This is a genomic window from Streptomyces sp. NPDC059900, assembly GCF_050270335.1.
In the GTDB taxonomy this organism is placed as follows: Bacteria; Actinomycetota; Actinomycetes; order Streptomycetales; family Streptomycetaceae; genus Streptomyces.
Genome location: NZ_JBNNJZ010000222.1, coordinates 1 through 12803, shown reverse-complemented (window position 1 = coordinate 12803; position 12803 = coordinate 1). Strand labels below are relative to the sequence as shown.

The 12803-nt window shown below is 68.7% G+C and carries 13 protein-coding genes; 6 read left to right on the top strand and 7 right to left on the bottom strand.

Annotated elements, in window-relative coordinates; all coding sequences use genetic code 11:
• On the bottom strand, nucleotides 1-570 hold a 570-nt coding region (gene trhA, locus ACQKIP_RS25545; protein ID WP_427744170.1), incomplete at its 3' end, for a PAQR family membrane homeostasis protein TrhA.
• A 307-nt stretch (nucleotides 571-877) separates the two neighbouring features.
• Between trhA and ACQKIP_RS25540 the strand changes: the two genes are divergently transcribed.
• Both ACQKIP_RS25540 and ACQKIP_RS25535 read left to right on the top strand, forming a co-directional pair.
• The gene (locus tag ACQKIP_RS25540; RefSeq protein ID WP_365861651.1) at nucleotides 878-2719 is read left to right on the top strand and encodes a phosphoenolpyruvate carboxykinase (GTP); all 1842 of its coding nucleotides are present in this window, start codon (nucleotides 878-880) and stop codon (nucleotides 2717-2719) included.
• A gap of 203 nt (nucleotides 2720-2922) precedes the next feature.
• Nucleotides 2923-4638, top strand: a complete 1716-nt coding sequence (locus tag ACQKIP_RS25535) for an Ig-like domain repeat protein (protein ID WP_365861653.1) — start codon at nucleotides 2923-2925, stop codon at nucleotides 4636-4638.
• Nucleotides 4639-4714: 76 nt separating this feature from the next.
• On the opposite strand, the gene ACQKIP_RS25530 is transcribed toward ACQKIP_RS25535, so the two are convergent.
• Both ACQKIP_RS25530 and ACQKIP_RS25525 read right to left on the bottom strand, forming a co-directional pair.
• Nucleotides 4715-5125 (bottom strand): hypothetical protein, encoded by a 411-nt coding sequence (locus ACQKIP_RS25530; protein ID WP_365861655.1) that lies wholly within the window; start codon nucleotides 5123-5125, stop codon nucleotides 4715-4717.
• Nucleotides 5126-5206: 81 nt separating this feature from the next.
• Nucleotides 5207-6418 carry a pyridoxal phosphate-dependent aminotransferase gene (locus ACQKIP_RS25525; protein WP_361181969.1) on the bottom strand — a complete coding sequence of 404 codons (1212 nt, stop codon included), beginning with the start codon at nucleotides 6416-6418 and terminating at the stop codon, nucleotides 5207-5209.
• 233 nt (nucleotides 6419-6651) lie between these two features.
• Between ACQKIP_RS25525 and ACQKIP_RS25520 the strand changes: the two genes are divergently transcribed.
• Both ACQKIP_RS25520 and ACQKIP_RS25515 read left to right on the top strand, forming a co-directional pair.
• The gene (locus ACQKIP_RS25520; protein WP_365861657.1) at nucleotides 6652-7485 is read left to right on the top strand and encodes a S1 family peptidase; all 834 of its coding nucleotides are present in this window, start codon (nucleotides 6652-6654) and stop codon (nucleotides 7483-7485) included.
• Between the two features lie 154 nt (nucleotides 7486-7639).
• On the top strand, nucleotides 7640-8509 hold the full coding sequence (locus ACQKIP_RS25515; RefSeq protein ID WP_365861659.1) for a serine protease: 870 nt from the start codon (nucleotides 7640-7642) through the stop codon (nucleotides 8507-8509).
• A gap of 4 nt (nucleotides 8510-8513) precedes the next feature.
• On the opposite strand, the gene ACQKIP_RS25510 is transcribed toward ACQKIP_RS25515, so the two are convergent.
• From ACQKIP_RS25510 to ACQKIP_RS25500, 3 genes are all read right to left on the bottom strand, one after another.
• Nucleotides 8514-9353 (bottom strand): hypothetical protein, encoded by an 840-nt coding sequence (locus ACQKIP_RS25510; protein ID WP_365861661.1) that lies wholly within the window; start codon nucleotides 9351-9353, stop codon nucleotides 8514-8516.
• Nucleotides 9354-9539: 186 nt separating this feature from the next.
• A complete protein-coding gene (locus tag ACQKIP_RS25505) occupies nucleotides 9540-9803 on the bottom strand; it encodes a DUF397 domain-containing protein (RefSeq protein ID WP_365861663.1) in 264 nt (87 codons plus the stop codon).
• A complete protein-coding gene (locus tag ACQKIP_RS25500; RefSeq protein WP_365861665.1) occupies nucleotides 9800-10615 on the bottom strand; it encodes a helix-turn-helix domain-containing protein in 816 nt (271 codons plus the stop codon). Before ACQKIP_RS25500 ends, ACQKIP_RS25505 begins: the two co-directional genes overlap by 4 nt.
• A 95-nt stretch (nucleotides 10616-10710) precedes the next feature.
• Here ACQKIP_RS25500 and ACQKIP_RS25495 point away from each other — a divergent pair, with 95 nt between their 5' ends.
• The gene (locus ACQKIP_RS25495) at nucleotides 10711-11175 is read left to right on the top strand and encodes an ATP-binding protein (RefSeq protein WP_365861667.1); all 465 of its coding nucleotides are present in this window, start codon (nucleotides 10711-10713) and stop codon (nucleotides 11173-11175) included.
• 55 nt (nucleotides 11176-11230) lie between these two features.
• The gene (locus ACQKIP_RS25490; protein WP_365861669.1) at nucleotides 11231-11842 is read left to right on the top strand and encodes a hypothetical protein; all 612 of its coding nucleotides are present in this window, start codon (nucleotides 11231-11233) and stop codon (nucleotides 11840-11842) included.
• Nucleotides 11843-11861: 19 nt separating this feature from the next.
• Here ACQKIP_RS25490 and ACQKIP_RS25485 read toward each other — a convergent pair.
• Nucleotides 11862-12803 (bottom strand): N-acyl-D-amino-acid deacylase family protein (locus tag ACQKIP_RS25485; protein WP_427744164.1); only part of this gene is annotated, 942 nt, incomplete at its 5' end.

Here is a 12803-nt window from a genome sequence, read left to right as displayed (position 1 = left end):
CACGAGGACCAGCACGGCGATGCCGCCCGTCCGCATGAAGTCGGGGAGGTAGAAGACCGCCGCCCAGCCCATCGCGATGTAGCAGGGGGTGTAGAGCCAGCGCGGGGCGCCGACCCAGAAGACGCGGAAGAGGATGCCGGCCACCGCCGCGCCCCATACGCCCCAGAGCAGCCACTGCCCCTTGGACTCGGGCAGGAGCAGCATCGTCAGGGGTGTGTACGTGCCCGCGATGATCAGGAAGATGTTGGCGTGGTCGAGTCTGCGCAGCACGCCGTCGGCGCGCGGACTCCAGGTGCCGCGGTGGTAGATCGCGCTCACGCCGAAGAGCAGGCATGCCGTAAGGACATAGATCCCGCAGGCGATCCGCGCGCGTGTGGAGCCCGCGAGCGCCGTGAGCACGATGCCGGAGATCAGCACCGCGGGGAACATGCCCGCGTGCAGCCAGCCGCGCATCTTCGGCTTCAGTTCCGCGAGATCCGGGATCTCTGGGCGCGGCAGGGCGTCGAGCGGGGACGAATCGTGGCTCTTGGCCGGTGAGTTCGTGTCCGCGTCGGGGACAGGAGCGGTCATATCGGCATCGTACCTACGCAACCGTAAGTTAGGCATCAGGCAAGTGAGAACCGAGGCGTACAAGTGGCGATGCTCACGGTGATACCCGAGCGTACAAGTGACGGATTCGTGCACGGGGGTCGCCCTGGCGAGTGGCGATGCTCACGCCGCTCAGGTGTGAGGCCCTCTGGACATATGGGCAGAAGCGTCGGAGGATCAAATGAGTGCGATCGGCACCGGATGAGCGCCAGAGGGTCAATACGTGAAGCGTCCGGGTCGGAGCCCCCACGGGGCAACACAAACCAAAACCCCTCGTATAGGAGCAATCGTGGCGCGCGATATCGCGGCTCCCCTTCTCGCAGCTTCAATGGGCACCGTTCCCACCGACCACCGGGAGCTCGTCTCCTGGGTGAACGACATCGCCGAACTGACACAGCCGGACAGCGTGGTCTGGTGCGACGGATCCGAGGCCGAGTACGAGCGCCTGTGCGAGGAGCTCGTGGCCAAGGGCACCTTCAAGAAGCTCGACCCGATCAAGCGCCCGAACTCGTACTACGCGGCCTCCGACCCGACCGACGTCGCGCGCGTCGAGGACCGCACCTTCATCTGCTCCGAGAAGGAGGAGGACGCGGGCCCGACCAACCACTGGAAGGCCCCCGCCGAGATGCGGGAGATCTTCCAGGGCGAGGGCGGCGTGTTCCGCGGCTCCATGCGGGGGCGCACGATGTACGTCGTGCCGTTCTGCATGGGCCCGGTCGGCTCGCCGCTCTCCGCGATCGGCGTCGAGATCACCGACTCCGCGTACGTCGCCGTGTCCATGCGCACCATGACCCGCATGGGCCAGGCGGTCCTGGACGAGCTCGGCGACGACGGCTTCTTCGTGAAGGCCGTCCACACGCTCGGCGCCCCGCTCGAAGAGGGCCAGGCGGACGTGCCGTGGCCGTGCAACTCCACGAAGTACATCTCGCATCTCCCCGAGGACCGCGAGATCTGGTCGTACGGCTCGGGCTACGGCGGCAACGCCCTGCTCGGCAAGAAGTGCTACGCCCTGCGCATCGCCTCCGTCATGGCGCGCGACGAGGGCTGGCTGGCCGAGCACATGCTGATCCTCAAGCTCACGCCGCCGCAGGGTGAGTCGAAGTACGTCGCTGCCGCCTTCCCGAGCGCCTGCGGCAAGACCAATCTCGCCATGCTGGAGCCGACGACCCGCGGCTGGACCGTGGAGACGATCGGTGACGACATCGCCTGGATGCGCTTCGGCGAGGACGGGCGGCTCTACGCGATCAACCCCGAGGCCGGTTTCTTCGGCGTCGCGCCCGGCACCGGCGAGCACACCAACGCCAACGCCATGAAGACCCTGTGGGGCAACTCCGTCTTCACGAACGTCGCGCTCACCGACGACAACGACGTCTGGTGGGAGGGCATGACGGAGGAGACTCCCGCCCACCTGACCGACTGGAAGGGCAACGACTGGACCCCGGAGTCGGGCGTCCCCGCTGCCCACCCGAACGCCCGCTTCACCACGCCCGCCTCGCAGTGCCCGATCATCGCGCCCGAGTGGGAGGACCCCAAGGGCGTGCCGATCTCGGCGATCCTCTTCGGCGGTCGCCGCGCCAGCGCGGTGCCGCTGGTGACGGAGTCCTTCAACTGGCAGCACGGCGTCTTCCTCGGCGCGAACGTGGCGAGCGAGAAGACCGCCGCGGCCGAGGGCAAGGTCGGCGAGCTGCGCCGCGACCCGTTCGCCATGCTGCCGTTCTGCGGCTACAACATGGGCGACTACATGAACCACTGGGTCAAGGTCGGAGCCGACAAGGACCAGTCCAAGCTGCCGAAGATCTACTACGTGAACTGGTTCCGGAAGAACGCCGACGGCAAGTTCGTGTGGCCCGGCTTCGGCGAGAACAGCCGCGTCCTGAAGTGGATCGTGGACCGCCTCGACGGCCGCGCCGAGGGCGTCGAGACCCCCATCGGCATCCTGCCGACGGTCGACTCGCTCGACACCGAGGGCCTCGACCTGGACAAGTCCGACCTGGAGTTCCTGCTCACGGTCGACAAGGAGGTCTGGCGCGACGAGGCCTCGCTGGTCCCCGAGCACCTGAACACCTTCGGCGACCACACGCCCACGGAGCTGTGGGACGAGTACCGCGCGCTGGTGCAGCGTCTCGGCTGACCTCAGCCGTTCCGTTTCCGGCCGGGTCCCCGCACAACGGCGTGCGAGGGCCCGGCCGTGCGACACGCTCGCATCTCAAACACCTTGCCTTCACACTCCTCTTACATGTTTCAATGACCCCGCACGGGGGCCTGTTGATCGTCACGGGCCGACAAATACGCCTGTGGGGGGCACAGTTGAAGAAGTCTCAGCGGTTAAGACGTGTGACCGGCGCCGCGCTCGCGGTGGTCCTGGGGTCGGCCGGGCTCGTCGCCGTCACCACGCCCGCCGCGTACGCCGCCACTCCCTCGGACGAGGTGGCGAAGCTGCCGATCACCTCGTTCGGCGCGATGGTGGTGGACGACACGAACGAGCGGGTCTACGTCACCGACGGAAGCAAGGGCGGCAGCGGGGCGAGCTCCGTCCTGGTCTACAACTTCCAGGGGCAGCGCGTCGGTTCGCTCGCCACCGACCAGCCGGCGTCCGGCATGGCGCTCAGCGCGGACGGCGCGACCCTGCACGTGTCGCAGTCCGACCGCATCCTCGCCTTCGACACGGCGACGCAGACCAGGACCGGCGCCGCGTACACGCCCTACAACGTCACGTGCGGCCGTGAGGTGGCTGTCGCGGGCGGAAAGACGTGGTTCACGGAGACGCCGTACAGCGGCAGCATGTACTGCGACCGGCCCGACAACCAGGCCCTGCTGTACGGGGTCAGCGGCACCGCGTCGTTCAACGCCGGGTGGAACAGCGAGGGACGGCTGAAGCTGGAGTCCGGGCCAGGGGCGCCGGACCGGCTCGTGATGGGGCAGGCGGGCGCGGGCAACGCGGCCAACGCGTTCCTCGCCACGTTCGACGCGAGCGGCGCCAACCTGGTCCGGGGCCCGCAGCGGCGCTTCGCGGACGCCGAGGGCAAGGGCGCGCTCGACCTGAAGGACATCGGCCAGAGCGCGGACGGCAAGCGGATCGCCGTCGCCGACGCGGCGTACGGCACCCGGCTGCTCGACGCCTCCGACCTGTCCGACGCCCCGGTCGGCTACCAGCCGCTGGCGGAGGGCGCGAAGGCCTCGGCGGTGGCGTTCAGCGGTGACGGAAAGTACGTGGCGCGGGGCGCGGAGGCCTCGGGCAGCGCGTCCGACCTGCTGATCCAGCCCGCCGACCCGGCGGACGGCACCACGCCGATCGAGTTCGCCTTCGAGGGCGAGCTCGACGGCTCGCGGGTCGTGCCGCAGGGTCTTGGCTGGGCCAAGGACGGCTCGCGGCTCTTCGCGGTGACCGCGGACGGATACGGCCACTGGCTGCACGTCATCAAGCCCCCGGCCGCCCAGTACGACTCGCGTTTCACGGGCACCCTGAGCACCACGCCCTCGAAGCCCGTCGTCGGCGAACCGCTCGGCATCCGGGGCAAGCTGGAGCTGGACGGGCCCGCGCCCGCGGAGGCGGTGAAGGTCGAGGCGGTCCGCAAGGACGCCGAGGGCACGACGGAGGTGGCGTCCGCCAAGGTCGCGGCCGACGGCAGCTTCACCGTCCTGGACGTGCCGGACCGGCTCGGCGAGGCGACGTACACGCTGCGGTTCCTCGGTGATGTCACGCACCGCCCGGCGGAGGACGTCACGGTCACCGTCGACGTGGCGAAGGCCCCGACGACGGTCGAGCTGACGGCTCCGGCGGAGGCGACCCGCGCGGGCGGGGTCGACATCACCGGGAAGCTGACAGGGCAGGGGCGCGCGCTGCCCTCCGGGATCGCCCTGAAGGTGACGCGGACCGACAGGCTCGGCACGACGGGTGAGCTGACGTCGGCTTCGGTGGCCGCGGACGGCACGTTCCGGATCAGGGACCTGCCGAACAAGAAGGGCAAGACCGTGTACGCGGTGAGCTACGAGGGCGACGACCTGCACGGCGGATCGTCGGCGCAGGCCACTGTGAAGATCACCGGCTAGGCGGCGGGTACCCCCAGCTGTCGCCTTCGTCGGTGGCGCCCGGTCCGCGGCCTTCCCGGCCGCGGACCGAGGCCGTTCAGTGGGCGCCGACGAGGTGGGCCGCGCCTGCGTGCGCGTCCATGCGACGGGCGGCAAGAATCGCCGCCGCGGTGTCGGCGCGGGACGCGGCCACCACCAGGGCGCGGCCCGCGAGGGCGTGGGCGCGCTGGTGCAGGGCGTTGAGGTGCGGTTCGTGGATGGCGGTCACCACGGCCGAGCGGACGGGCGTGAGACCACCGCGCAGCCGGGCCACCTCGGACGACAGCTGCTCGGCGGCGTCGTCGAGGTCGAGAGCGGGCGCGAGGGCGCGCAGCTCGTCGGTGACCGCGAGGAGTGCCGCCAGATGCGCGGCGAGCTGGATGTCCAGCTCCTCCTCGCGGGAGCGGTGCGGGAAGTCGCCGGGGTCGGCCATGGCGTGGACCGACTTGGTGCGGATCGGCTCGTACATGGGATGGCCTCCTGGCGGGTAGCTTGAAAGCCATCCTACATTAGATTCTGTCTAAAGTTGATTCCGGTCGTGTGTGCGGGGTCAGTGCTGGCTGTAGCCGTCCAGGAAGGTGCCGATGCGGGTGACGGCCTCGGCCAGGTCCGTCGCCGTGGGCAGCGTGACGACCCGGAAGTGATCGGGTTCCGGCCAGTTGAAGCCGGTGCCGTGGACGACCATGATCTTCTCGGCCCGGAGCAGGTCGAGCACCATCTGCCGGTCGTCCTTGATCTTGAAGACCTTCGGATCGAGCCGCGGGAAGAGATAGAGCGACCCCTTGGGCTTCACACAGCTCACGCCGGGGATCTGCGTCAGCAGGTCGTACGCTGTGTCGCGCTGCTCCACCAGACGCCCGCCCGGAAGCACGAGGTCGTTGATGGTCTGCCGCCCGCTGAGCGCGGCGACCACGCCGTGCTGGCCCGGCATGTTCGCGCACAGGCGCATGTTCGCGAGGATCGTCAGGCCCTCGATGTACGAGGACGCGTGCGCCTTGGGCCCGGAGATCGACACCCAGCCGACGCGGTAACCGGCCACCCGGTAAGCCTTCGACATGCCGTTGAAGGTGAGGGTCAGCAGGTCGGGGGCGATGGCGGCGGTCGGGGTGTGGACCGCGTCGTCGTAGAGGATCTTGTCGTAGATCTCGTCCGAGCAGACCAGGAGATTGTGGCGGCGCGCGATGTCGGTCAGGCCGCGCAGCATGTCCTCGCTGTACACGGCGCCGGTCGGGTTGTTCGGGTTGATGATCACGAGCGCCTTGGTGCGGTCGGTCACCTTGCGCTCGATGTCGGCGAGGTCCGGCATCCAGTCCGCCTGCTCGTCGCAGCGGTAGTGCACGGCCGTGCCGCCGGAGAGCGAGACCGCGGCCGTCCACAGCGGATAGTCCGGCGCCGGTACGAGGACCTCGTCGCCGTCGTCGAGCAGGCCCTGCATGGCCATGACGATGAGCTCGGAGACGCCGTTGCCGATGAAGACGTGCTCGACGTCGGTCTCGATGCCCAGGGTCTGGTTGTGCATGACCACCGCGCGGCGGGCGGCGAGCAGGCCCTTCGCGTCGCCGTAGCCGTGCGCGTCGCCGACGTTGCGGAGGATGTCCTCCAGGATCTCGGGCGGGCATTCGAACCCGAAGGCCGCCGGATTGCCGGTGTTCAGCTTCAGGATGCGATGGCCCGCCGCTTCCAGCCGCATCGCCTCCTCGAGCACCGGACCCCGGATCTCGTAACAGACGTTCGCGAGCTTCGTCGACTGGATGACCTGCATGTCCGCGAGCTTACGGCCGCGTAAGGAGACCCGCCTCGTGTTTTCCGCCACGTCGGGGACGGGGCGGTGTCGTACGTGGTGTCGTGCCCGGTCTCGTGCGTGGCATTCGAGTGTCCTGTGAGCGGTCAGTTGTGTCCGTATGCGGTCTTGTTCTCGCGGCCGACTACCTCAACAATGCGCATGACAAAACCGAAGCAACTTCGGTCACATAGCCAACAGAGGGGACCCCCCACATGAACAAGCCTCTCGTCGTCGCGTGCTTCTCAGCCTTGCTCCTCGGAGCCACGGCGATGCCCGCGACGGCCGTCAGCGACGCACGTCCCGCCAAGGCGAAGGCCGTTGACTTCGCCGGGACCGTGGCGCTGAGCAACTGTTCCGGCTCCGTCGTCCGCGTACCGGACTCGCAGCCCGGCGACAAGGCGCTCGTGATGTCCAACGGCCACTGCCTGGAGGCCGGCTTCCCGGCGCCCGGCGAGGTCGTCGTCGACAAGCCGTCGTCGCGCAGCTTCACGCTCCTGAACTCCAGCGGCGGCAACGCCGGAACGGTCAAGGCGAGCAAGATCGCCTACGGCACGATGACGGACACGGACCTTTCGCTCTACGAACTGACCAGCACTTACAGCGAGATCGAGAGCAAGTTCGGCATCAAGGCGCTTGAGCTGAACGCGGAGCACCCGGAGCAGGGGAGGGCGATCACCGTCGCCTCCGGCTACTGGAAGAAGATGTACAAGTGCAGCGTCGACGGCTTCGCCTACCGCCTCAGGGAAGGCAACTGGACCTGGAAGGACTCGGTCCGCTACACCTCTGACTGCCAGACGATCGGCGGCACTTCGGGCTCTCCGGTGATCGATGACGCGACCGGCAAGGTGGTCGCCGTCAACAACACCGGCAACGAGAGCGGCGAGGAGTGCACGGACAACAATCCGTGCGAGGTCGACGAGAACGGCAAGGTGACGGTCCGCAAGGGCATCAACTACGCCCAGCAGACGTACGGCATCGTGCCCTGCGTGGCACCCGGCAACAAGATCGACCTGAGCCGCGAGGGCTGCGAGCTCCCCAAGCCGTAAGGCTGTGGCAGCGGTGGGGCCGTCCGCCCGGGCGGCCCCACCGAATTGTCAAGAGTTCTCACCCCTTGTCCCCCTCCGTGGCCCCCCGAAGAATGCCCGTGACAACAGCACAACCACAACCACACAGGGCACAGCTGCAAGGGGGGCTCCACACATGAACAAGGCTCTCGCGGGCGGATTACTCGCCCTCACCCTCGTAGGGTTCGGCTCCGCGCCTTCGGTCGCGGCTCCGGACGGCGCACCGTCGGCGCAGGCGGCGGGGGAGGCCGCGGCAAAGGGCGTCGACTTCGCCGGAACCGTCGCGCTCAGCAACTGTTCGGGCTCGGTGGTCCGCGTGCCGCAGTCGAAGCCGGACGACCCCGCGCTCGTCCTCTCCAACGGCCACTGCCTGGAGAGCGGGTTCCCGGCGGCGGGCGAGGTCATCGTCGACCAGCCGTCCACCCGCACCTTCAAGCTGCTCGACGCCAAGGGCGCGGAGAAGGCGACGCTGACGGCGAGCAAGATCTCGTACGCGACGATGACCGACACCGACATCTCGCTGTACCAGCTCACCACCAGCTACGCCGACATCCAGAAGAAGTACGGCATCAAGGCGCTGGAGATCGAGGACGACCACCCGGTGAAGAAGCGGGCCATCACGGTCGTCTCCGGGTACTGGAAAGAGACGTACACCTGCAAGATCGACGGATTCGTCTACCGTCTCAAGGAGGGCGAGTGGACCTGGAAGGACTCCGTCCGCTACACCCCCGAGTGCCAGACCATCGGCGGCACCTCCGGCTCACCGGTGATCGACCACAAGACCGGCAAGGTCACGGCCGTCAACAACACCGGTAACGAAGAGGGCGAACGCTGCACCCTCGACAACCCGTGCGAGGTCGACCGCCACGGAAACGTGACGGTCCGCAAGGGCATCAACTACGCGCAGCAGACGTACGGGATCGTGCCCTGCGTCGGCCACGACAGCAAGATCGACCTCACTCGCAAGAACTGCAAGCTGCCGCGCCCGGCGGTTGCCCGGAGGTAGCGGGTTAAGCCGTGAGGCTTCTGAGCGCTGCCACCTTGCGGCGTACCTCGTGGGGTGGCAGCGCGGCGGCGGGCGCCGGTTGCGCCGCCGTCCCGGCACTCTGGCCCCGGCAGGCTTTGCAGAGGCCGGCGGGGAGTCTTTCGGGGAGGGCCGGTACGCCGCAGCCCGTGCATTCGACGAGGATCTGACGCCGTGGGGCGGACCGGGGCGGCAGCTTGTCGCGCAGCCTGCGGCGGACGAAGGCTCCGGGGGAGTACACCTGGTCCGGCAGCCCCGCGGTGAGGGCGCGTGTCAGTCCCTCCGGCGTGGCCCCGCGCGCGAGCCACTGCGCGGCGGGCTCTTCGAGGGCGGCGCACTCGGCCGCCGAGAGCGCCAGCCGGTTGTCGGCCGCTCCGAGCCGGGCGAGCGTCTCGTACGCCTCCGAACGCGTTTCCCGTGCCGTCGGCTCGCTCTCCGGTACGTCGCCGCTCAGGAACCGCGTCCACCACTCGGCGTCCCTGGCCGTGCGGCTGAAGTATGTACGGAACACCCACTGGGTCAGCGCGTCCCCGAGGGGTACGCGCACGCGCCGGTAATGACCGGCTGCGGTGAGGGAGTTCAAGGCCGTCTGCACGGCCTGCTGGCCGTAGCGGGGCTGCTCTCTGGCGAGCGTCTTGATGTCGATCGCGGTGCCTTCGGGCAGCCGGTCGATGTACGCGGCGAGGTAGGCCTCGCGTACGGGCAGATGATCGAAGTCGCCCTTGCGGCGGGGGGCTTGGCCGGGTGCGGAGTGCTTGCCGTAGCCGGGCTTGGCCATGGGGTGCGCGGGGGCGGGCAGGGCGGGGTTAGGCTCTTCGGTAGCCACCAGATCTCCTATGAGGATCTTGTTGGTCAGGCCCCGGTTCGGTGTTCGCAGCACCGGCCGGGGTCGTTCGTTATCCGAAAGCTAGAGCTTCGCAACGGCGTGTGGCAAGCCGGTCACGAAAAGTCATCACCCGTGGCCCACGGGGTACTTGGGAGGGCGGGCGGGTTGAGACCCACCGCCCATTCCTCAGAAAAGGCGCTCGGATCCCGCGTCCCGGATCTCGGCCGTGAAGTGGGCCCATGCGGTGGCCGCAACGGTGAACGTGGGACTTGCCTCGCCGAGTTTTGAGTCGCGGATGTGGATGGTGCGGGGGCAGGCTGCTATCTCTACGCAGTTGCCGCCCTGGCTGTCGCTGTAGCTGGACTTGTGCCAATCCAGGGCTACTTCGACGCAGTTGCTGCCCTCGCTGTCGCTGTAACTCGACTTGAACCAAGCAAGCTGGTCACTCATAGCTCCTCTTTCAACTCCCCGATGAAGTCCGCTGATTCCTCAACGCTGAGGGCGTGCATTCGGATCATGCCATGGGTTTGCGCCAGGCTGCTGACCTTGGCCGGGTCGGCGTACAGGGCGCTTGTCTTCTGCCCCTCGGCGAAGGCCATCTGCTCATGGTCGGCGCTCTCCAGCAGCACCAGAGAGCCGTTGAGCGCGAGCCCGGGGCACCTCCCCATGGGCAGCACCTGAACTGAGACGTTCCGCAACGCGCTCTCTGTCAGGGCGTGTTGAAGCTGCCGCTTCATGGCCTCCCGCCCCCCGACCATGGTCCGCAACGCAGCCTCGTACACCACGAACCCGAAGACCACGGACGGTCGCGCCCGCAACGCCTCCTGCCTGCGCAGCCTCGCGTTCACTCGTTCCTCGACGGTCTCGTCGTCCAGTGGCGGGCAGCTCTCGCTGATCAGCGTCCGTGCGTACTCCTCCGTCTGCAACAGCCCGGGGATCAGCAGCGGCTCGTACGAATGGATGGCGATGGCCTCGGCCTCCGCCTGCATGAACTCCTGCGACCGCGCAGGAAACGGCTCCGGCTTCAGATAGTCCTGCGCCGAAAGCAGCAGCCCGTGCGCATCGCACATCTCGTCGGCGACCTGGAGCAGCCGGAGGGTCGGCTTGCGGCGGCCGTTCTCCATCGACTTCACGTACTCGTAGTGATAGCCGGTCTCTTTGCACAGCTCCTCGCGGGTGGCGCCCGCCTGTTCCCGCCAGCGTTTGACCTGGTTGCCGCAGTAGCGCCAGGCCATCGGCGGCTGGGAGTTCGCCTCGGTCATCGCGCCCGCCCCTCTGGTGCACGGTGGGTACGGTTACGTTCTGTACCCGTGTCGGTACTCCAGGAGGCTATGCCCGGCCCGGCAGCGTATGAGGCATGGAACGCACAACTTCACCTCCCCCGAGGGAGTTTGAGTGGCGGCTGCCGAGGAGTCCGCGCAGTGTCGGACGGGCGCGCTCGCTGCTCGCCGGGCAGGCGCGGGACTGGAAGGTCCCGGACGACGTGGCGGACACCGCCGTACTGCTGCTCAGCGAGCTGATGACCAATGCCGTGCGGCACGGGCGGGTTCCGGCGGGGCGGGAGGTCGAGGCGCGGTGCGTGCTGGGCGGGGGCGTTCTACGGGTGGAGGTGGCGGACGCGAGCGATGCGCTGCCGTGCCCGAGGTCGGCGGGTCCGGACGACGAGTCGGGGCGGGGGCTAGCGCTGGTGGAGTTGCTGGCCGACGGGTGGGGGGCGCGGCCCCGGCCGTACGGGATCGGCAAGGCGGTCTGGTTCGAGCTGACGCTTCCCGGGGCGGAAGCGGACGGGCCGCCACCCGGTGACGGGGGCTCGCCCCGGTGAGACGTTGCCCGCGGCACTCGTCGCCGGACGGACCGGCGGGGAGGAAGGGGGCACCATGACCAAGATGATCGGTCACGTGGAGTACGCGAATGACGAGACGGAAGCGACCGAACTGCTCACCGAGTACAGCGAGTCGATCGGCCTTCCCTGGGGCCTGATCCCGCAGCGCAAGCGGGAAGCCTCTGTCCGTGTCGCGACCTACGAGGACAAGAACAACGGTCTGGCGGCGGCCAAGAAGACCCTCGACGACGACGTGGCCGAGCAGCGGCGCGCGGAACGGGTGTCGGAACGCACGGCGGAGATCAAGAAGCAGGCCGACTCCTTCGTGAAGGCGGTCGGGGAGTCGACCCTCTCGGGCCGGCTCCTCGACCAGTGCAGGCACCACTACGAGCAGGCCAACAACCCCAACTTCACCTTCGGCGCGGGCATGACGGAGCCGGAGTACGCCGCCTTCCAGGAGGAGTGGCAGGAAACCGCCGACCTGGCGTCGGAGCGCTACAACCAGTTCACGAACCTTCGCTCGACCGCGATCCAGGACAAGGAAGCCCTCGGCAAGGGCCAGGTCGGGGACACCCTGGCCACGCGCGGGCGCCAGGGCAACGTGTTCGTGACGATCCTGGGCGCGAAGTTCAACGCCCATATCGACATCAAGGGCAAGAAGAAGTGAGGGAGTAGCGGCGGGAGGCCTATGCGGTGCGCCGCACGGACCGTCCCGCGAGGACGTCCGTGCGGCGCCCGTCCTCCATCACGAACTTGCCGTCGATCAGGACGTGCGGGATGCCCGTCGGGAGGGTGCGGGGGGCGTCGAAGGTGGAGCCCGCCGCGACCGTTTCGGGGGCGAAGAGGACCAGGTCCGCGCGGTAGCCCTCGCGGACGATGCCCCGGTCGGGCAGGCGCAGGCGGGCCGCCGGGCGGCCGGTGAGGTGGGCGACGCACTCTTCGAGGGTGAGGACGCCGAGCTCGCGGACGTAGCGGCCGAGGTACTGGGGGAACGTGCCGTACGCGCGCGGGTGCGGCTTGAAGCCCTGGAGGATGCCGTCGCTGCCGCCCGTGTGCACGGGGTGGCGCATGATCGCCTGGACGTTCTCCTCGTGGCCGACGTGCTGGAGGATCGTCGAGCCCAGCTTGTCGTCGACGAGGAGTCGGCGGGCGGTGACCCACGGCTCCTCGCCGCGCTCGGCGGCGGACTCGGCGACCGTCTTGCCCACGAAAGAGGTCAGGTCGGGGTTCGAGACGCCGGAGATCTCGATCCGGTCCCACTCGATCGGTACGCCGTGACAGCCGTCGGCGCCGATGACCTCCATGTGATGGCGGATCTTCTCGGCGGTCGCGTCGTCCAGGAGGCGGGCGAGGATCGAGTCCGGGCCGCCTTCGCTCGCCCAGCTCGGCAGCATGGCGACGAGGGTCGTGCAGCCGGGGGTGTAGGGGTACGTGTCGAGGGTGATGTCCGCGCCGTTCGCGAGCGCGGAGTCGAGGAGGGCGAGCAGGTCGGGAGCCTTGCCCTTGTTCACGCCGAAGTTCATGGTGGCGTGCGCGAGGTGCAGGGGGCAGTTCGCCGTGCGCGTGAGGTTGACCATCTCCTCGTACGCCTGGAGTGCGCCGGCGCCGTAACTGCGGTGGTGGGGGCC

Excerpts from the sequence above, each read along its gene's own strand:
- ACQKIP_RS25515 (WP_365861659.1), top strand. The coding sequence starts at position 7,640 with ATGAACAAGGCTCTCGCGGGCGGATTACTCGCCCTCACCCTCGTAGGG.
- ACQKIP_RS25520 (WP_365861657.1), top strand. The coding sequence starts at position 6,652 with ATGAACAAGCCTCTCGTCGTCGCGTGCTTCTCAGCCTTGCTCCTCGGA.
- ACQKIP_RS25495 (WP_365861667.1), top strand. The coding sequence starts at position 10,711 with ATGGAACGCACAACTTCACCTCCCCCGAGGGAGTTTGAGTGGCGGCTG.
- ACQKIP_RS25525 (WP_361181969.1), bottom strand. The coding sequence starts at position 6,418 with ATGCAGGTCATCCAGTCGACGAAGCTCGCGAACGTCTGTTACGAGATC.
- ACQKIP_RS25530 (WP_365861655.1), bottom strand. The coding sequence starts at position 5,125 with ATGTACGAGCCGATCCGCACCAAGTCGGTCCACGCCATGGCCGACCCC.
- ACQKIP_RS25505 (WP_365861663.1), bottom strand. The coding sequence starts at position 9,803 with ATGAGTGACCAGCTTGCTTGGTTCAAGTCGAGTTACAGCGACAGCGAG.
- ACQKIP_RS25490 (WP_365861669.1), top strand. The coding sequence starts at position 11,231 with ATGACCAAGATGATCGGTCACGTGGAGTACGCGAATGACGAGACGGAA.
- ACQKIP_RS25500 (WP_365861665.1), bottom strand. The coding sequence starts at position 10,615 with ATGACCGAGGCGAACTCCCAGCCGCCGATGGCCTGGCGCTACTGCGGC.